This window comes from Halalkalibacter okhensis, from assembly GCF_000787375.1.
Classification (GTDB): domain Bacteria; phylum Bacillota; class Bacilli; order Bacillales; family Bacillaceae_D; genus Halalkalibacter; species Halalkalibacter okhensis.
On the sequence record NZ_JRJU01000006.1, the window covers coordinates 64,514 to 83,637 of the forward strand.

Genomic DNA, 19,124 nt, shown 5'->3' on the forward strand with positions numbered 1-19,124 from the left:
ATGGAAAGAGGGTGAATCACCCTCTTTCCATTTTAATTACCTTTTCATTTCCTTCACGAACTTTCTTTATAACCTGGAAACTAGAAATGTTTAATTCTTCATCGTATTGTTTAAAAAGTTGCTTCTCTCCACTTTTACTTGGAACAATTTCTTTAAACCTCCGATATTCAGAAAGGAGTTTCTCTCTTTCGACTCCCTGTTTATATGCCTTCTCAACGGTCTCAAAAAATTGAATGACAGCTATCACTTCATCTGTCGTCCAGTCAAGTGAGATTGGTAGCTTTGATTCCACTTGTTTCGCCTCCTAGAACATCCATTGGTTTCGAATAATGTTTGCTTCATTGATTATTTTCGTTATTAATTGAGAGACTGTCAACTCTTCATGTATTCTACCCACCACTTGTCCTGCCCATCCAAACCCCTTATCTTCCTTCCCCCCATAGATATAGGACTTATTCGCTTCCCCACTAATATACTCTTTTAAAGCGTCGTAGGTCGGCTCTTTGTTCTCAATTTGAAGAATCTTATTTGTCCATTCATTCTTCAGAGCACGTCCTGGAGTACCCAATGAACGTTTAATTACGATTGTGTCATCCTCCGTAGCTGCAATAATGTTCCTTTTATAATTCGGATGTGCATGGACACATTCCTTTGTAACGATAAATCTAGTTCCCATTTCAATTCCTTCTGCTCCAAGGGCTAAAGCCGCCATCATTCCTCTACCATCTCCAATTCCACCTGAGGCTATAACAGGAATGGACACAGCGTCCACCACCTGAGGAACTAACACGAAAGTTCCTGTATCTGATCTCCCTAAGTGTCCCCCTCCTTCTTGCCCAACAACCATTACAGCATCTGCCCCAAGCTCTTCCGCCTTTACTGCCTGACGTCTCGATGCGACTAAAACCACTTTCTTAATCTTTGTATCTTTGAGTTTGTTTAATATCGGAGCAGGATTTCCTCCAGTCATTGTTATAACCGGAACAAATTCGTCAATCGCAACGTCAAGCATAGGTTCAAAGCTTCGCCCATGTTGTCCGATGGCAAAATTCACACCAAATGGTTGATCTGTTCTCAGCCTCACGTTTCTAATCTCTTCTCGTAACGTTCGAGGTGACGAGAGTGACATCGCTGTAATTTGACCTAGCCCTCCCGCAGCCGAAACAGCTGATGCTAATTCAGAATATGCCAAATAAGCAAGTCCTCCTTGAATTATTGGATAAGTAGTTCCAAGTAATTGTGTTACTCTATTTCCCCACATCGAAAACCCTCCCCTTCCTGAATTGACAAAATCGTACCATATAAGTAAGAAGAAAAATGTCGAATTATTATTTCATTGTATGTATTGAATCTTTGCATTCCCTCGCATTTTTGATATACTCAAATTTGTTTTATAAGTTCGCAAAAACGGATGTTCACCTTTTTGTGAGCTTTTAGGCAACTAGTTTTTAGTTTATAAAGAAAAATGAGGTGAACCTGTTGTCAAGACAACATCTTACTCCGTTGTTCACCGGTGTTCGTAATCACGCCGAAAAACAACCCATTCAATTTCATATCCCTGGACACAAACAAGGAAAAGGCATGGATCCTGAATTCAGACAGTTCATTGGAGAAAATGCCCTTTCAATTGATTTGATAAATATTGAACCTTTGGATGACCTTCATCATCCTCACGGCATTATTAAAGAAGCTCAAGAGTTGGCTGCCGAAGCCTTTGGAGCAGATCATACCTTTTTTTCTGTTCAAGGGACAAGCGGTGCCATTATGACCATGATTATGTCTGTCTGTGGACCAGGAGACAAAATTATTGTTCCTCGAAATGTGCATAAGTCTATTATGTCTGCCATAATTTTTTCTGGAGCTACTCCTATTTTTATTCACCCTGAGATCGATCCTTTACTTGGAATATCTCACGGTATTACTACTGACTCAGTTGAAAAAGCATTGGACTCACATCCTGATGCAAAAGGACTTCTTGTAATCAACCCCACTTATTTTGGGATTGCCGGCAATTTAAAAAAAATTGTGGAAATTGCTCACTCTTATGATGTTCCTGTTCTCGTTGATGAGGCTCACGGTGTTCATATTCATTTTCATAATAAGTTACCAATGTCTGCCATGCAAGCTGGAGCTGACATGGCAGCCACTAGTGTTCACAAACTAGGCGGGTCGATGACTCAAAGCTCTATACTAAATGTAAAAGAGGGCCTTGTATCACCAAACCGTGTTCAATCTATCATTAGCATGTTGACAACAACTTCAACTTCCTATTTATTACTAGCTTCATTAGACGTTGCCAGAAAACAGCTTGCAACAAAAGGGGAACAATTGATTTCTGAAGTGATCACTTTAGCAGAAACAGCAAGAAGCCGCATAAATAACATAGATGGTTTAGCATGTGTAGGTGACGAAATTTTAGGGACAAAAGCCACTTTTGATATTGATCCTACAAAATTGCTAATTAGTGTAAGGGATTTAGGCATTAGTGGTCATGAAGTGGAAATGTGGCTCCGGGATCATCATTCTATTGAAGTGGAAATGTCTGATTTGTACAATATTCTTTGTATCGTTACATTAGGGGATACACAAGAAAAAATGAATATTTTAATTGATGCCCTATCACAACTTGCATCTACAAAAACGATTAATACTCAATCTAATCAAACATCATCTGTTTATGTTCCGAACATCCCTACTTTGGCGCTCTCACCTCGAGATGCTTTTTATGCTGAAACAGAGGTTGTTCCTTTTCACGAATCATCCGGTAGAATTATTGCTGAATTTATAATGGTTTATCCACCTGGAATCCCTATTCTTATTCCAGGAGAGATTGTCACAGAAGAAAATCTTTCCTATATTGAAGAAAATCTAAAAAACGGTTTACCTGTACAAGGACCAGAGGATGGAACATTTCAAACATTGCGGGTTATTAAAGAACATAGAGCAATACAATAGAAATAGACCCCTAAAAAAGGTACGACTTTCACCTTTTTCAATGGGTGGTCTTTTCTAATGATTGAATATCTCCACAGATTTATATTCTAAGAAAAAGAAGAAGGACTTCCGAAAATGGATGCCCTTCTTCTTTTTATCATCATTTTTTTTGTTCGGCCGGTTTACAATGCGTACAACCATTTCCCTTTGCATAAAGCTTTGTGACTTTTTCACCTTCAAACACATCGATCGTCTTGTTACATGATTGGCAAATGATAATCCCCATTTGAGTCATCCCCTTTATGCATTTTAGTATTTTGGAAGCGGTTTTATTACCCTTAATGACATAATAATACACACTAATGGTTACGTCAATCATTAATTGTATGACATAATTATTTTTTTAAAAATAAAAAGAGAATACTTTTTAAGGTGATTTGCACCTTTTAAGTATCCTCTACAACTTTTAATAAGTATGTGGGTAAAACGTCTCATGCTGTACTTCAATAAAGCGCCCTACCTCTTTTATGAAAATAAAATCATCGTCAGATACAACATAAGAATCCAACGAAATATAAAACACCATGACCCCAAGTAGATGGTGTGATTTATAAAATGGCAAATAAATAATTTGCATATCTTTTTCAATTTGAAACAACAAATCTCCTTTTATTGCCACTTCACTAAGTATCCCCTCACCAAATGGCATCGTTTGATCTACGTAACATGGTCCAGCACAAACTTTCATGACAAAATCGCGATCTGTGGCCACAAAGATCGAAACAGAGGAACGATCATCCATAATAGTAGCAAACTTTCTCGTAATACCAATATAGAAACTAGATAATGTTTGAACTTGTTCACGCACAAGGCCAATTTCTAGGCGTAACTCATCAAGAAAATAGGACTTATCCATATAAATACCTCCAACCAAACAAAATCAACTAACTTTTATACTTAGCTTACCATAATTACGGATGTCGAAGGTTGGTTTGTTTAGGCAATTCTCGTCGACACAATTAATCCCAAATTCTTTCTAATACTTCTAACACTTCTTCTTGAGATAAAGGTTTCCAAAACAGTTCACCATAGATCAAGAGGTCCTGATGCAAATGCAAGCCTGCTTCAAAGTCCCCAGCTACTCCATCACTTGTCCCTGAATTGCCAACATAGCCAATGATCGTATCAGCCGTTACACGATCCCCAACTTGTAAATCACTAGGAATCTCATGTAGATGAGCAAAGCGATTCATCACACCGCCTTGATATTGAACCCAGACTTGTCTTCCTCTTAATCTGTCGAAGATATATTCAGGGGTAGCTTGAAGTTCGGCTGTATAAGCTAGATCTTGATTTCTTATTTCTGACGACTCATATTCTACAAAGTCATGATCTGCTCTTACAACGATCCCCTCAGCCATCGCGTAAATGGGCGTCTCGGTTGTTATGCCGCCACCGCTGGCATGATCATACCAGTCGATCCCCTCATGGAATCCGTTACGGTAAGCTCTCGGAGCACCCGGTAGGTGGCTCGGAACTTTACTAACTTGAGCTCCTTTGATTGGTTTTTCTAGAAAAGATAAGTATTCAACCATTTCATCGACAGTCCAATCTTCAAATGTGAATGCTTCTGGAGGCCCACCTACTCTTTCAGCGGGACCGAACCAATCAAACGTAACTTGTTCATCATTAAAGACAACATTTGTATCGAGAGCTTGTCCAAGAAATTCCACTGGTAAATAAATCTCTTCATTCCCGACTTCCCCTTCAACAATTAAGTAGATGTCCTCCGTTGGAATATACTCCCCATTTCTTTCTAAAACAGGAACTTCATCAATTAAATAATAAGAGTCCTCATTAATAGTTAATTGCAAAGTTCGGTGAATTTCATCAAATTCATAGCTACCACCAACAACCTCTAGTAAGTCATCTAGTAAAAATCTTGCTTCATTTTCTTTAATTTCAATCGCTACTGATTCTTGATACTCACTTTCAATCGGGGCTTCCGATTGAGATGTTTCTTTGTCCGTGTTATTTTGCCCGACCTGACAACCGGATATCAGGTATAAAACAAATAGTACGGAAAATATCTTCTTAGCTGCTTTCATATAGTACACCTTTCCTTGTATGTATAATTCGTCACATATCGACTATTTTACCCTTTGTTTACTACCGTTGACAAGGTGATAAAAGAAGCAAAAAAAAAAAACGAATTAGCTTTCTTCACTAATTCGTTACACCATTATCTACTTTTGATCATATTAGGGTGAACAATGTCATACCCTTGCTCTTTTAGTCCCAAAACGATCTTTGCTAACGCTTCTTTTGTCCACTTCCGATCATGCATTAACAAGTTTGCTCCTTTTGTAAGCAAAGGACTATGAACCATGATTTCGGCTAAAGAGTCCGCTTCTTGATACTCCTTCTCCCAATCATAACCATACGTCCAATTCATGGCTTGCATTCCTTCATCTTCTACCACTTGATTTGACGTATCCGTATTTACTCCATAAGGTGCCCGGAAAAATCTTGGACGTTCATTGATAATTTCTTCAATTAAAAGATTTAATTCTACAATTTCATTTTTTTGCTCTTCTGGTGATAATTGACTGAGGTTTGGATGCGTCATTGTATGGTTTCCAATTTCAAAACCAAGCTCATGAATTTTTCTTAACTTCTCACGGTCTTCTTCCGTTTGTAAAAAGTGCCCATTCACGAAAAAAATAGCTCCAACGTTTAGTTCTTTCAATATTTCTGCCATTTTCACACTATATTGTTCAGGAGCATCATCTATCGTTAAAAGTACTACTTGATCAGATGCGTCACCTATCGGTTCAACCAACCAATTCGTTTGATTAATCATATATTGTTTTTCAGCGTTATTTTCTATCTCTTCTGTTTCAAGGCTGTGCTTCTCATAATGCTCCTCTTTATCAAGTGATTGCTCTTTTTCGCGCTCCTCTTCCTTCCATTTCTCTGCATATTGGGACACCTGTTCTATTTCCCCTTGACTAGCATCATATTGACATCCGACCATGATAACGAAGCACATCATACACACACTAACTAATAGTCGTATCACCATTCTCATCACCCTTTCTATCCTTACAGACATTCCTACAAATGTCGAAAGATGGAGTATAACTTCTCTTTTTCTCTCTCATACTAACCATCATAGGACTTATTTAGTATGTATCCTTCATGAAAATAAAAACTAGTTTGACCTAAGGAGTTCGTGTTGATATGAAAAGCTGGATTGGGAGACGTGTAATAAAAACAGGTGTCGCAGTTTTCATAACTGCTTTTGTTTGCCACCTTATTAATTTGCCACCTACGTTTGCCGTTATTACCGCGATTGTAACAACAGAACCCACAGCTGCTGATTCATTAAAAAAAGGGATGATTCGATTACCTGCCGCAGCACTTGGAGCAACCTTTGCTATTGCTGCTGATTTTGTACTTGGACAGAATGCGATCACGTATGCAATTGTGGCGATGCTCACAATAATCGCTTGTTCTAAACTTAAGCTCGATACTGGTACACTAGTCGCTACTTTAACTGCTGTAGCAATGATTCCCGGCACTACAGACCATGCTATTTTTGACTTTTCAATCAGAATATCTGGTACATCCATTGGCATTATTGTATCAACTTTTGTGAATTTTGTTATACTTCCACCAAAATTTGGACCAATATTAGTAAAGAAAGTCGATGCTTTGTACAAACAAACTTCAAAGCAATTTGCTACGATTCTCGAATCCCATTTTTTAGATGATGCACACGATCGTACACAATACTATCGGCAATTACACGAGGAGTTAACTAAGGCCTATCAATTAACACAATTTCAGCATGATGAGTGGCAATATAGACGTTCGTGTGAGTTTGAAAGAAGATCATTTGGTTATTTACAAAAAAAGTTAGATTACTTGCACCTTACATTATTTCATCTAGGAAAGATTTGCCATCTTCGTTTAAATCAAACTTTATCTAAAAAAGATCAGGAGCTTCTTCGCGATACAATTAGGTCTTTTTGTACTATATATGAAGATCATTATCACCAAATAACAACTGCTCATTTTACCAATATACAAAAAATAAAACAAATGCGATCCGAGCAAACCAAACAAGATTCATTCATATCACAAATCTGCCATGAACTGATTTCGTTGAATGAAGTTACTTCTGAATTAGCATTGGTAACAACAGATGAACGAAGATTTTCTATGCAAGAAACAAGTTATCCAACCTATATATTTCAAAAACAGGCGTTATATGATTAAGTAATCGGTTTTCATTCCGAGATTGCGGGTACTTTTATTTATTGAAGGAAATCTTTTGCACTCACTTCCAATTTTATGTTACGGTAGAAGATGGTTTTTAAAGAAAGGTTGATGAATCATGAAAAAAATAACACCTGTTTTTACCATTTCAGTTGCGATTGCTCTAGCATTCATTATATGGGGCGTTGCTGCTCCTTCAAATCTAGAGGCAGTCACAACAAGCATTCAAAGCTTTATTACGAATGAATTAGGGTGGTTTTACCTATTAGCTGCCACTTCATTTTTGATTTTTTGTATTTACTTAATATTTAGTCCTTACGGAAGAATTAAATTAGGTAAACCTGACGATAAACCAGAATACAACTATTTAACTTGGTTTGCTTTTTTATTTACAGCCGGAATGGGGATTGGACTTGTCTTTTGGGGTGTAGCAGAACCGCTTTACCATTTCTTTGATCCTCCAACAGCCGAACCAGGTTCTACTCAAGCTGCTGGTGAAGCGATGCGGTATGCATTCTTCCATTGGGGGCTACATCCATGGGCGATTTATTCTGTTGTCGCATTAGCATTAGCATACTTTAGATTTAGAAAAGAATCCCCAGCTGTAATGAGTGCTATTCTACAGCCACTTTTAGGAGAACGAGCAAATGGTGGGCTTGGGACCTCTATTAATGTATTAGTTGTCTTTGCAACGATTTTTGGAGTAGCAACTTCTTTAGGATTTGGAGCTGCTCAAATTTCAGCAGGACTTGCTTATTTAATACCTGCTCTACAAGATCTGAATCAAGTACTTCTACAACTAATTGTCATTTTGGTAGTAACTGTTTTATTTATGATTTCCGCCCAAACTGGGTTAAATAAAGGAATTCGTATACTGAGTAAAACAAATGTCTACCTTGCTATAGCATTAATGTTATTTGTTTTAATACTTGGTCCAACGAGTTACATAATGGGTGTTTTCACACAAGGAATTGGAAGTTACCTTCAAAACCTAGCTGGAATGAGCTTTAGGCTCGATGTGTATAACCCTGAGACAACGTGGGTTGAAGGCTGGACTATCTTCTATTGGGCTTGGTGGATTTCTTGGGCGCCATTTGTAGGGACATTTATAGCTCGTGTATCAAAAGGACGGACCATTAGGGAATTCGTAGTGGGTGTATTAGCTGTGCCATCTCTTTTCGGTGCGTTGTGGTTCGCTGTCTTCGGTGGTACCGGCATTCAAATGCAAAGATTAGGAACAGCAGATATCATGCAAACCATGTCTGATAGCGGAATGGAAGTGGCATTATTTGCCGTACTTGAACAATTCCCACTAGGCTTACTCCTGTCCATTATTGCTGTCTTTTTAATATCTTCTTTCTTTGTCACATCTGCGGATTCAGCGACAGTCGTACTTGGGATGCAGACAACGAATGGAAATTTAAATCCACCAAATGGGGTGAAGTTTGTTTGGGGACTTATAATTTCAGTAATAGCCGCTGTTTTGCTATCTACAGAGAAAGGTTTAGGCGCCTTACAAACAGCAGCCATTATCGCCGCTCTCCCTTTTACGATTATTATGATTATGATGGTATTCTCGATCATGAAATCATTAAAGGCTGAGAAACCAACTTTAGCAAGTGAGAAAGAACGTATTCGTCTTGAACGTTATGAACTGAAACAAGAACGGGAACGATTAAAAGAAGAGAAATCTGCCTTCAAAAAAGAAAAGGCAGAACAAAAAAAGAAAAAATAAAATGATAAACTGAAAGGCGTCTCTCCATTTTTTACCTTTGGAGAGACGCCTTTTGTCACATAAAAGTCCTAAATATTTCTATTTGATTACATTTATATAATAAATATCCTAAGTGAATGAATGCGTGATAAAATGAAGTATCATTACGTAATTAGTAAAAAATTGTAATTTTTGAAAAAGGAAGTGACTAGTAATGGACAAGTGTATCGAATTAATGATAATAGGATCTATTCTATTATTAAGCTCTTGTTTTTCAACAGCGTCTTCGATGGAAAATCCTTTAGAGCAGCACACTGACGAAACAATTACTGTCCTTTTTTCAGATTCTTCTTCGATGCAAGATGAGAAGACATATTATGATGCGTTACTCGAACTCAAACAAAATCATCCAAGTGAAATGCCCTCATTTTTAATTATTGACGCAGATGAACGTGACGCCATTCGTTATTTTAACATTGAACAATTCCCAACAATGCTTGTCATAACCGGTAGTCATGAAGATTTACGAATGGAAGGTATTTTCACAAAAGACGAAATATTAACTCAATTAATGGAAGTCTTTCGAATAGAAAAAGAAGCAAAAAGCGTCCGCAAGACTATATCCCTTCATTACATAGAACAATCCAGTTTCTCTTTATAAGAAGCTGGATTTGTTTATTAAATATGGCTGTTTGGCATACATTATTGCGTTTGAGATGTTCTTCACATGTTCGTTCCACAAAGAAGACCTTCCACAAAAGCGGAAGGTCTTTCTTTTATTACTTAACAATATGAATTGGTGTACCAAGAGCAACTTCTGCTGCTTCCATCGTAATTTCACCAAGGGAAGGATGTGCATGAATCGTCAAAGCAATATCTTCAGCAGTCATTCCTGTCTCAATCGCAAGACCTAGCTCTGCAATCATATCAGAAGCGTTAGGGCCGGCTACTTGAGCACCAATAACAAGTCCGTCATCTTTGCGAGTAACAAGTTTCATAAATCCATCTGTTTCATTTAAAGATAACGCACGTCCATTAGCCGCAAATGGGAATTTAGATGCAATGACATCAAACCCAGCATCTTTTGCCTCTGCTTCTGTATAACCAACACTTGCTAGCTCAGGATCAGAGAATACAACAGCTGGAATTGCAAGGTAATCTATTTCAGACTTTTCACCTGCAATGGCTTCAGCAGCAATTTTCCCTTCATAAGATGCTTTGTGAGCTAACGGTGGACCTTCTACGATATCACCAATTGCATAGATATTTGAAACGCTTGTACGGCACTGCTTATCGATCTTAACAATACCGCGATCTGTTGTTTCAACACCAATTTGCTCAAGGCCAATCTCATCTGTATTTGGACGACGACCAACTGTTACTAAGCAGTAGTCAGCTTCGAAGACTTCTTCCTTACCTTTTACCTCAGCTGTTACTTTTACGCCGTCACCTGTCTCTTCTACACCTTTAGCAAGTGCTTCCATCTTGAATTCAACACCGTTCTTTTTCAAACGACGTTCAACAACCTTAGCCATTTGTTTTTCAAATCCGCCAAGAATTTGCTTTGAGCCTTCAAGAACAACAACCTCTGTTCCCATATTCGCATAAGCACCAGCTAACTCAATACCAATGTAGCCTCCACCAATAACGACCATTTTCTTAGGTACTTCTTTAAGAGCCAAAGCACCAGTTGAATTAATGACGCGATCCGTATATTTAAAACCAGGGATCTCAATTGGTGTAGATCCTGTTGCAATAATACAATTTTTGAAATTGTATGTTTGTGCGCTTTTCTCATCCATAATACGAACAGAGTTTTCAGAAGCAAAGTACGCTTCACCACGTACAATTTCTACTTTATTTCCTTTTAGTAGTCCTTCTACTCCACCAGTTAACTTATTGACAACGGAAGCTTTCCATTCTTGTACTTTCTCAAAGTTAATGGATACTTTTTCTGCAATAATCCCCATGTCTTCAGAATGCTTAGCATTATGGTAACGGTGACCTGCAGCAATCAATGCTTTTGAAGGGATACAACCAACGTTTAAACAAACGCCGCCCATTTCTCCTTTTTCTACGATGGTTACTTTTTGCCCTAGTTGCGCTGCGCGAATTGCTGCAACATATCCACCAGGACCAGAACCGATGACAAGTGTGTCTACTTCATTTGCGAAATCTCCTACAACCATGTTTACCCCTCCATTAATAATAATTGTGGATCATTTAATAGGCGTTTTACGTGGTTTAGTGCATTCTGAGCTGTAACGCCATCGATAAGACGGTGATCATAACTGATTGAAAGCGCTAGTACTGGAGCAGCTACTATTTCGCCATTCTTTACAACCGGCTTCTCTTCAATACGACCAATACCTAAAATGGCAACTTCTGGGTGATTAATAACTGGAGTGAACCAAAGACCACGAGCTGAACCAACATTGGAAATTGTGGCAGATCCGCCCTTCATTTCTGCACCACTAAGTTTACCATCACGTGCCTTAACTGCCAACTCATTAATTTCATCAGCAAGAGCAAAAATTGATTTACGATCTGCGTCTTTAACAACTGGTACAAATAACCCATGCTCTGTATCTGCAGCAATACCGATGTTGAAATAGTTTTTGTAAACAATTTCATCGTTTGCATCATCAATTGAAGCATTTAGTGCAGGGAATTTACGTAGGGCAGCCGTTAAAGCTTTCACAACGTATGGTAAGTAAGTAAGCTTTGTACCTTGTTCAGCAGCAGTAGCTTTATACTCTTTACGGTGAGCAACTAATGCAGATACTTCCACTTCATCCATGTGTGTAACATGTGGTGCAGTATGCTTAGAGTTCACCATTGCTTTTGCGATTGCTTTACGAACACCTTTGAACGGAACACGGTGCTCTAACTCACCAACAGGGATAGCAACTGGTTCTGATTTTTGAGGTGCAGATGCTGCTGGTGCTTCTTTTTCTTCTGTTTGCGATGCTTCAGTTGGTGCTTCTTGAGCGCCACCGTTTAAGAATGTATCGATGTCTTCTTTAACAACACGACCATTTTTTCCAGTTCCGCTAACTTTTTGAATAGCGACACCTTTTTCACGAGCATATTTACGCACTGAAGGCATTGCAATGACACGCGTATCATTATCTACTTCATCATTTGCAGTATCAGCAGCAGGCTCAGAAGTTTTTGCTACTTCTTCTTTTGCTGCAGGTGCTTCAGCTTCCGGAGCACTCTCTTCTTCTGCAGGGTTTGCATCTCCAGCATCAATCGTTAGAAGAACATCACCTACGATACTAACCGTACCCTCTTCTACTTTAACTTCAATAATTTTACCATCAACAGGTGATGGAATTTCTACAACAGCTTTATCATTTTGAACTTCAAGAAGAATGTCATCTTCCTTAATTTCGTCACCTGGTTTAACAAACCATTTTACAATTTCGCCTTCGTGAATACCTTCACCAATGTCAGGAAGTTTAAAATTATATGCCACTTTGAAGTGCCTCCTTTAATTCCTCTTAAACTGAATTTAAATGAAAAGGAAAGACAGTATCTTTCCTTTTCGTGAGCTTGTCTAACTTCTTAGAAATTAATAACTTTTTTAGCCGTTTCAATGATTCCGTTATAGTCAGGTAACCAAGCATCTTCTGCTTGAGCAAATGGATAAACCGTATCAGGTGCAGCTACACGAAGTACTGGAGCTTCTAAACTTAAAATCGCTCGTTCAGTAATTTCAGCTACTACATTTGCTGCAATTCCCGCTTGCTTTTGAGCTTCTTGAACCACAATCGCACGATTTGTCTTCTCTACAGAAGCAAGAATCGTATCGATATCAAGTGGACTGATCGTCATAAGATCGATAACCTCAACGTCAATGCCCTCTTTCTCAAGCTCTTCAGCTGCTTTTAGCGAAGAGTGTACCATTGCTCCGTATGTAACAATAGTTAAATCTTTACCTTCACGCTTAATGTCTGCTTTCCCAAGTGGAATTGTGTACTCTTCCTCAGGTACTTCTCCACGGAATGAGCGATATAGCTTCATATGTTCAAGATAAACAACAGGATCGTTATCACGAATAGCTGAGATCAAAAGCCCTTTTGCATCATAAGGAGTTGAAGGAATAACTACTTTTAAACCAGGAGTTTGTGCAACCAAGCCTTCTAAACTATCTGCATGCATCTCTGGTGTTTTAACTCCTCCACCAAATGGCGAACGAACAGTAATTGGTGATGTTAATTTGCCACCTGTACGGTAACGCATACGGTTCATTTGACCAGCAACTGAATCAAATACCTCAAATAAGAATCCAAAAAATTGAATTTCCATAACAGGACGGAATCCTGTTAAACCAAGACCAATTGCTAAACCACCAATTCCTGACTCTGCAAGTGGTGTATCAAATACGCGCTCTTCACCAAATTCTTTCTGTAGGCCTTCAGTCGCACGGAATACTCCGCCGTTTTGACCGACGTCTTCACCAAACACAAGAACATCTTCATTATTCTTAAGCTCATTACGCATTGCATCCGTAATCGCTTGAATCATCGTCATTTGTGCCATAGGTTACTTCGACTCCTTTGCTGTGTATTCTTCCATTTGCTCACGAAGATTGTAAGGTAAATCTTCGAACATGAAACCAATAAGATCTGTCACTTTTTGCTTAGGTGCAGCATCAGCTTGTTTCATTGCAGCTTTAATATCTTCTTTTGCTTGTTCTACAATTTCATTTTCTTTTTCTTCTGTCCAAAGCCCTTTCGTCTCTAAGAACTTACGGAAACGAACTAGTGGATCTTTTTTCGTCCACTCATCATCTAAATCAGAAGAACGGTAACGAGTTGGGTCATCCCCAGCCATTGTATGTGGACCGTAACGGTAAGTCATTGTCTCAATTAGTGAAGGACCTTCACCTGCTAATGCACGATCACGAGCATCTTTTGTCGCAGCGTAAACAGCAAGAATATCCATACCATCTACTTGGATCCCTTCAATACCTGCAGCAACAGCTTTTTGAGCAATTGTTTTTGCAGCTGATTGCTTTTCAACAGGTACCGAAATTGCGAAACGGTTGTTTTGTACAATAAATACAGCAGGAGCATTATAAGCACCAGCAAAGTTCATTCCTTCGTAGAAATCCCCTTGTGAAGCTCCACCATCACCTGTGTAAGTGATTGCAATGTTGTTTTTATTTTTACGCTTAAGACCTAATGCCACACCAGCTGTTTGAATGATCTGTGCACCAATAATAATTTGAGGGAAAAGAATGTTTAACCCATCAGGGAATTGGCTTCCTGCAAAGTGACCACGAGACCATAAGAATGCTTGATGTAACGGAAGTCCGTGAAAGACAATTTGTGGAATATCACGGTAACCAGGTAGAATCCAGTCTTCTTTATCAAGAGCAAATTGACTTCCTAACATAGAAGCCTCTTGACCTGCTACAGGTGCGTAGAAACCAAGGCGACCTTGGCGGTTTAATGAGATAGCACGCTGGTCCCAAATACGTGTATACACCATACGTCTCATCATTTCTTGTAATTGTTCATCACTTAAATCAGGCATAGCGGCTTCATTCACAACTTCGCCTTCTTCATTTAAAATCTGGAAAGTTTCAAATTGATTTTCAACTTGTTCTAACGTTTTTGTACTCACTACCTTCACCTCTTCCTTTCTAATAAAAAAAATTAATAATTAAGGTAATCTAATGACTATTTGACAAATCTCCCCCATAGGATACCCAAACTCTTATCTTCCATAACCTTTGGAGTAAAGATTGAAACAAAAATTCATGCAAGCTACTTAATGTACAAAGTCTAGAGCTTTTATATTCAAGTCCAGCTTTATGTCATAATCTTATCTGTATTAGTCTAATTACCAATGAAGTGATACAACATAACTTACGAAATTAAGTCTACATCACTACAACAAAATACGTCAATCCTTTTGCTCATCTATTTTTTAGATTTTTTTCAGTCCCCCTAGCAAACACTTCCAAGTAACTTGTTATATTACAACTCGATACAATATTAGTACAGATTGGAATCTATCCTCTCAGAAATGTTTTTTTCAAAGACTATTTTCACATACTTTGTTGTTTTCATGGGTTACGCAGTCTCCACATTCGTTCCACCAGCGCTCCACCAACTAGCTTTTACTACATGAGAAACTATTACTCAGCAATGATCTTTACGAAAAAGCCTTTTCACAAAAAAACTTAACGCACTAGTCATACTGTACGTTAAGCTCTGCTTTTTTATAAAATTCGCGCTTTAGTTCGTTATACGTATCCGTCGAGTCATTAAATTTCTCTTTTTGAACGACAACTTTTTCATAAATGTCATTTACTTTATCAATTTGTTCTTGTAACTCTTCCATTGTTAAATCTTCTTGCTGAAGCATTTCAAATAATGATTTATCTAATTGTATTGCTTCACTATAGCGATCATGTAATTGTTGATAATAATCATACCGCTCGGTCATCGAAGTTTGAAGTTCCTTTAATAAGATGAGCACTTCTCCATCAATATCCTCAAGTTGCTCTTCAATTTTCAAAAACTCTTGATAACTCTCCTCAATACTTTCTTTCTCTTGTAGCAACATCGATTCCCTAGAATTTATTGACGACAATGCCTCTTCGGCTAACAAAACAATTTCTTCATATTCATTCATACCTAATGTAACAATCTCCTCAAATAATTCATTTTCTCTTATTTCTGCTTTTTGAAGAGGCTCTTGTTGCTGTTCAAATGGAAGTTCTAACTCTACTGCGGTTTCCAAATGCTGATATACTGATTCTGCCGGATTCTCCCCACACCCTGTTAAAAAGAACATCATTACTATAACTAAGATTCCCCATCTTATAACAACCACCAGCCATTCCCCCCTATCCAAATACTTAAGCTCTACCTTAAAACAAACCATCCAAATTAACAATATGGCAATTACAAAGCTAGTATATGAGTAGCGTTTTTGTATTATGAGCCTGTCCATTAAATTATTCTGAAAGATTTGGAAAAAATGGGCATTCGTCCAACCAACTTGCCTAAGCATGCATAATGTAGTTAGTGAATCGCAGCCAATGCGGTGCAAGACAAAAAGGAGGAATGCAAAATGTTTGGTTACGGATATGGCGCAGGTTATGGTGCAGGTTTTGGATGTACTGATCCTTGTGGATATGGTTACGGTTCCCCAGTAGTTGCAGGAGCAAGCTACGCACCTGGTGCTGGAAAAGGTTTCGCGTTAATCGTAGTACTATTCATCCTGCTTATCATTGTTGGAGCTTCTAAGTTCGGACATTGCTAATAATGATCGAAAAGGAATAAGGCGATTCGTCTTATTCCTTTTTTGTTTTGAAAATTACTTGATATTTCATTTATTTCTTCATAAAGTAAACGTATGTGTAAAAGGAGTGATACATAATGTTAACCATGAAAGATGTAGTAAGAGAAGGCGACCCTGTTTTAAGAGAAATAGCTAAAGAAGTGGCACTACCTGCAAGTGAAGAAGATAAAAAAACTTTACAAAAGATGCTTGATTTCGTTATTAACAGCCAAGACCCTGATATAGCTGAGAAATACGAGTTAAGACCAGGTGTCGGAATTGCCGCTCCTCAAATTGGGATTTCTAAAAGAATGTTTGCTGTTCATGTAACAGATGAACAAGATCAACTGTATAGCATGGGACTATTTAATCCCAAAATCATAAGCCACTCTGTTGAGGAAACGCATTTAGAAGGTGGCGAAGGATGCTTATCTGTAGATAGAGATATTCCTGGAAACGTTCCTCGTTATTCAAGGATTACTGTCAAAGGAACTAATTTAGAAGGTGAAGAAGTAACTTTACGCTTACGTGGTTTAGTATCCATTGTCTTCCAACATGAACTTGATCATCTAAATGGAATCATGTTTTATGATCGAATTGAAGACTTTAAAGATAAATTAAAAAAGGAATTACCTAATAAGGTATAAAACAAATGATTCATTTCCTGAGGTTTCTCGGGTTTTGGATCTTTTTTTATCCAATTATTACCTTGAACAGTGAAATGTTAACTTACACATACTATACATATAAAAACCCTCTCACCCCTTAGAAAAACGTGAATAAAGGAGAGTGAACGAATGTTACGTAGATGGAAAAAGAAAATCGTAAAAGGGTGCAAAAACCTTTTACCAAAAAGCCGTTTAATCGAAGTTTAATACACTTAAATATCGTGAATACTGTGCTTTTATGTAGAGACGAAACCGTACTCGTAAATAAATAACATGAAATGAGGAGACATTTGCTTTATAATGAAAATATAACCAATGGTAAGGAGAGGTAGTAACATGTTATTTAAAGTATTTTATCAAAAGAATTTTAATCAAGTTCCCGTTCGTGAATTTACTGAAACGATATTCGTAGAAGGTGAAAGTGAAGAAGATGTAAGAAAAAAACTAGTCGATCGTAATTACAATATTGAATTTGTAACGCCTGTCTCTGGGGCTTATTTGGAATACGAGCAACAAAACGAAGATTTTAAAGTGGAGACTATTTAATTTTATGAAACAAGTAAAAAACAACCAAACTGCAGTATTTGCCTTAGGTGGCCTAGGTGAAATCGGAAAAAATACGTATGCAGTTCAATTCCAAGATGAAATCATATTAATCGATGCTGGGATTAAGTTTCCAGAGGACGAGCTTCTTGGTATCGATTATGTTATACCTGACTATACGTACTTAGTAAGAAATGAAGACAAAATCAAAGGTCTATTTATTACACATGGTCATGAGGACCATATCGGTGGAATTCCTTATTTACTCCGAGCAGTAAACGTACCTATATACGGAGGAAAGTTGGCTCTTGGATTATTAAAAGGAAAACTGGAAGAGCACGGCTTACTTCGTAAAACAAAGCTACATGAAATTCACGAAGACCAAATTGTTAAATTCACGAAAACGTCGGTTACGTTCTTCCGTACGACTCATAGCATTCCAGATGCGTACGGGATTGTTGTTAAGACCCCACCCGGAAATGTCGTTCATACGGGTGATTTCAAATTTGATTTCACACCAGTTGGGGAGCCAGCGAATTTAACAAAGATGGCCAAAATTGGTGAAGAAGGTGTACTCTGCTTACTATCAGATAGTACAAACAGTGAAATTCCTGAGTTCACCATGTCTGAACGAAAAGTAGGAGAAAGTATTAGTAACATCTTTAGAAAAGTAGATGGACGAGTTATTTTTGCCACATTTGCTTCTAACATCCATCGCCTCCAACAAGTCGTTGAAGCAGCCGTTCAGCAAGGGAGAAAAGTGGCTGTATTTGGGCGTAGCATGGAGAACGCTTTAACAATCGGGCAAGAGTTAGGATATATTAAAGCCCCTAAAGGTACATTTATTGAGCCATCTCAATTAAATAAGTTACCTGATAATCAAGTAACGATTCTTTGCACAGGAAGCCAAGGCGAACCAATGGCAGCCCTATCAAGAATTGCCAATGGTACACACCGGCAAATACAGATTATTCCAGGAGATACTGTTGTATTTTCATCTTCTCCAATCCCTGGAAATACATTGAGTGTTAGCAAGACCATCAACCAATTGTATCGTGCAGGAGCAGATGTCATTCACGGTTCTTTAAATGACATTCATACTTCTGGGCACGGTGGTCAAGAAGAACAGAAGTTAATGTTACGCCTGATGAAACCACAATATTTCATGCCGATTCACGGTGAATATCGTATGTTAAAAATGCATATGAAACTTGCTGAGGATTGTGGCGTACCAAAACAGAATAGTTTCATCATGGATAATGGTGATGTTTTAGCTCTTCACCCAGAAGAAGCTGGTGTGGTCGGCAAAATCCCTTCAGGATCAGTCTATGTTGACGGAAATGGAATTGGAGATATTGGCAACATCGTCTTAAGAGACAGACGTATCCTTTCAGAGGAAGGTCTTGTTGTTGTAGTTGTTAGTTTGAATATGAAAGAGTTTAAAGTAACTGCTGGCCCTGATCTTATTTCTCGCGGATTCGTCTACATGAGGGAATCTAGTGATTTAATTCATGAAGCTCAAAAGTTACTTGCATCTCATTTAAATGACGTAATGGAACGTAAAACAACGCAGTGGTCAGAGATCAAAAATGAAATTACAGATTTACTTGGACCATTTTTATATGAACGTACGAAACGAAAGCCAATGATTTTACCAATCATAATGGAAGTATAGT

General features: G+C 38.0%; 19 protein-coding genes. 8 read left to right on the plus strand and 11 right to left on the minus strand.

Features of this window, described 5'->3' with window-relative positions; translation table 11 throughout:
* Positions 1-16 precede the first annotated feature (16 nt).
* On the minus strand, positions 17-292 hold the full coding sequence (locus LQ50_RS06550; protein WP_034627328.1) for a UPF0223 family protein: 276 nt from the start codon (positions 290-292) through the stop codon (positions 17-19).
* A 12-nt stretch (positions 293-304) separates the two neighbouring features.
* Entirely contained in the window at positions 305-1,261 is a 957-nt protein-coding gene (locus tag LQ50_RS06555; RefSeq protein ID WP_034627331.1) for an NAD(P)H-dependent flavin oxidoreductase, read from the minus strand.
* A gap of 218 nt (positions 1,262-1,479) precedes the next feature.
* Between LQ50_RS06555 and LQ50_RS06560 the strand changes: the two genes are divergently transcribed.
* Complete coding sequence (locus LQ50_RS06560; protein ID WP_034627332.1) at positions 1,480-2,955, plus strand: aminotransferase class I/II-fold pyridoxal phosphate-dependent enzyme; 1,476 nt, start codon at positions 1,480-1,482, stop codon at positions 2,953-2,955.
* A 139-nt stretch (positions 2,956-3,094) separates the two neighbouring features.
* Here the strand turns inward: LQ50_RS06560 and LQ50_RS24865 are convergent, their stop codons facing one another.
* The 4 genes from LQ50_RS24865 to LQ50_RS06575 all read right to left on the minus strand — a co-directional run bounded on the left by LQ50_RS24865 (position 3,095) and on the right by LQ50_RS06575 (position 6,019).
* Positions 3,095-3,220 carry a GapA-binding peptide SR1P gene (locus tag LQ50_RS24865; protein WP_084138636.1) on the minus strand — a complete coding sequence of 42 codons (126 nt, stop codon included), beginning with the start codon at positions 3,218-3,220 and terminating at the stop codon, positions 3,095-3,097.
* Between the two features lie 180 nt (positions 3,221-3,400).
* The gene (locus LQ50_RS06565; protein ID WP_034627334.1) at positions 3,401-3,850 is read right to left on the minus strand and encodes a hypothetical protein; all 450 of its coding nucleotides are present in this window, start codon (positions 3,848-3,850) and stop codon (positions 3,401-3,403) included.
* A 103-nt stretch (positions 3,851-3,953) separates the two neighbouring features.
* Positions 3,954-5,042, minus strand: coding sequence for a M23 family metallopeptidase (locus LQ50_RS06570; RefSeq protein ID WP_034627335.1), 1,089 nt, complete (start codon positions 5,040-5,042; stop codon positions 3,954-3,956).
* A gap of 134 nt (positions 5,043-5,176) precedes the next feature.
* Positions 5,177-6,019 (minus strand): polysaccharide deacetylase family protein, encoded by an 843-nt coding sequence (locus LQ50_RS06575; protein WP_084138637.1) that lies wholly within the window; start codon positions 6,017-6,019, stop codon positions 5,177-5,179.
* 158 nt (positions 6,020-6,177) lie between these two features.
* On the opposite strand from LQ50_RS06575, the gene LQ50_RS06580 reads away from it, so the two are divergent.
* The 3 genes from LQ50_RS06580 (at position 6,178) to LQ50_RS06590 (ending at position 9,593) form a co-directional block, all read left to right on the plus strand.
* Positions 6,178-7,218 carry an FUSC family protein gene (locus tag LQ50_RS06580; protein ID WP_034627337.1) on the plus strand — a complete coding sequence of 347 codons (1,041 nt, stop codon included), beginning with the start codon at positions 6,178-6,180 and terminating at the stop codon, positions 7,216-7,218.
* Between the two features lie 118 nt (positions 7,219-7,336).
* Positions 7,337-8,953 (plus strand): glycine betaine uptake BCCT transporter, encoded by a 1,617-nt coding sequence (locus LQ50_RS06585; protein ID WP_034627338.1) that lies wholly within the window; start codon positions 7,337-7,339, stop codon positions 8,951-8,953.
* Between the two features lie 193 nt (positions 8,954-9,146).
* Positions 9,147-9,593 carry a hypothetical protein gene (locus LQ50_RS06590; RefSeq protein WP_034627342.1) on the plus strand — a complete coding sequence of 149 codons (447 nt, stop codon included), beginning with the start codon at positions 9,147-9,149 and terminating at the stop codon, positions 9,591-9,593.
* A 118-nt stretch (positions 9,594-9,711) separates the two neighbouring features.
* Here the strand turns inward: LQ50_RS06590 and lpdA are convergent, their stop codons facing one another.
* The 5 genes from lpdA to LQ50_RS06615 form a co-directional block, all read right to left on the minus strand.
* Entirely contained in the window at positions 9,712-11,121 is a 1,410-nt protein-coding gene (lpdA, locus tag LQ50_RS06595; protein WP_034627344.1) for a dihydrolipoyl dehydrogenase, read from the minus strand.
* A gap of 2 nt (positions 11,122-11,123) precedes the next feature.
* Positions 11,124-12,413 (minus strand): dihydrolipoamide acetyltransferase family protein, encoded by a 1,290-nt coding sequence (locus tag LQ50_RS06600; RefSeq protein ID WP_034627346.1) that lies wholly within the window; start codon positions 12,411-12,413, stop codon positions 11,124-11,126.
* Positions 12,414-12,502: 89 nt separating this feature from the next.
* A complete protein-coding gene (locus LQ50_RS06605) occupies positions 12,503-13,480 on the minus strand; it encodes an alpha-ketoacid dehydrogenase subunit beta (protein WP_034627349.1) in 978 nt (325 codons plus the stop codon).
* A gap of 3 nt (positions 13,481-13,483) precedes the next feature.
* Positions 13,484-14,569 carry a pyruvate dehydrogenase (acetyl-transferring) E1 component subunit alpha gene (pdhA, locus tag LQ50_RS06610; RefSeq protein ID WP_034627350.1) on the minus strand — a complete coding sequence of 362 codons (1,086 nt, stop codon included), beginning with the start codon at positions 14,567-14,569 and terminating at the stop codon, positions 13,484-13,486.
* A 570-nt stretch (positions 14,570-15,139) separates the two neighbouring features.
* A complete protein-coding gene (locus tag LQ50_RS06615; RefSeq protein WP_034627356.1) occupies positions 15,140-15,787 on the minus strand; it encodes a YkyA family protein in 648 nt (215 codons plus the stop codon).
* 240 nt (positions 15,788-16,027) lie between these two features.
* Between LQ50_RS06615 and LQ50_RS06620 the strand changes: the two genes are divergently transcribed.
* The 4 genes from LQ50_RS06620 to rnjA all read left to right on the plus strand — a co-directional run bounded on the left by LQ50_RS06620 (position 16,028) and on the right by rnjA (position 19,123).
* Positions 16,028-16,219: a YjcZ family sporulation protein gene (locus LQ50_RS06620; RefSeq protein WP_034627359.1), complete on the plus strand. Its 192-nt coding sequence runs from the start codon at positions 16,028-16,030 to the stop codon at positions 16,217-16,219.
* Positions 16,220-16,335: 116 nt separating this feature from the next.
* On the plus strand, positions 16,336-16,884 hold the full coding sequence (gene def, locus LQ50_RS06625; protein ID WP_034627361.1) for a peptide deformylase: 549 nt from the start codon (positions 16,336-16,338) through the stop codon (positions 16,882-16,884).
* Between the two features lie 357 nt (positions 16,885-17,241).
* On the plus strand, positions 17,242-17,451 hold the full coding sequence (locus tag LQ50_RS06630) for a DNA-dependent RNA polymerase subunit epsilon (protein WP_034627364.1): 210 nt from the start codon (positions 17,242-17,244) through the stop codon (positions 17,449-17,451).
* A gap of 4 nt (positions 17,452-17,455) precedes the next feature.
* Positions 17,456-19,123 carry a ribonuclease J1 gene (gene rnjA / locus LQ50_RS06635; RefSeq protein WP_034627375.1) on the plus strand — a complete coding sequence of 556 codons (1,668 nt, stop codon included), beginning with the start codon at positions 17,456-17,458 and terminating at the stop codon, positions 19,121-19,123.
* The last annotated feature ends 1 nt before the right edge of the window (position 19,124 follow it).

Coding starts and splice junctions, on each gene's coding strand:
- LQ50_RS06585 (WP_034627338.1), top strand. CDS start 7,337: ATGAAAAAAATAACACCTGTTTTTACCATTTCAGTTGCGATTGCTCTA.
- LQ50_RS06565 (WP_034627334.1), bottom strand. CDS start 3,850: ATGGATAAGTCCTATTTTCTTGATGAGTTACGCCTAGAAATTGGCCTT.
- rnjA (WP_034627375.1), top strand. CDS start 17,456: ATGAAACAAGTAAAAAACAACCAAACTGCAGTATTTGCCTTAGGTGGC.
- LQ50_RS06570 (WP_034627335.1), bottom strand. CDS start 5,042: ATGAAAGCAGCTAAGAAGATATTTTCCGTACTATTTGTTTTATACCTG.
- LQ50_RS06555 (WP_034627331.1), bottom strand. CDS start 1,261: ATGTGGGGAAATAGAGTAACACAATTACTTGGAACTACTTATCCAATA.
- LQ50_RS06630 (WP_034627364.1), top strand. CDS start 17,242: ATGTTATTTAAAGTATTTTATCAAAAGAATTTTAATCAAGTTCCCGTT.
- lpdA (WP_034627344.1), bottom strand. CDS start 11,121: ATGGTTGTAGGAGATTTCGCAAATGAAGTAGACACACTTGTCATCGGT.
- LQ50_RS06605 (WP_034627349.1), bottom strand. CDS start 13,480: ATGGCACAAATGACGATGATTCAAGCGATTACGGATGCAATGCGTAAT.
- LQ50_RS06590 (WP_034627342.1), top strand. CDS start 9,147: ATGGACAAGTGTATCGAATTAATGATAATAGGATCTATTCTATTATTA.
- LQ50_RS06620 (WP_034627359.1), top strand. CDS start 16,028: ATGTTTGGTTACGGATATGGCGCAGGTTATGGTGCAGGTTTTGGATGT.
- LQ50_RS06575 (WP_084138637.1), bottom strand. CDS start 6,019: ATGGTGATACGACTATTAGTTAGTGTGTGTATGATGTGCTTCGTTATC.
- def (WP_034627361.1), top strand. CDS start 16,336: ATGTTAACCATGAAAGATGTAGTAAGAGAAGGCGACCCTGTTTTAAGA.
- LQ50_RS24865 (WP_084138636.1), bottom strand. CDS start 3,220: ATGGGGATTATCATTTGCCAATCATGTAACAAGACGATCGATGTGTTT.
- LQ50_RS06580 (WP_034627337.1), top strand. CDS start 6,178: ATGAAAAGCTGGATTGGGAGACGTGTAATAAAAACAGGTGTCGCAGTT.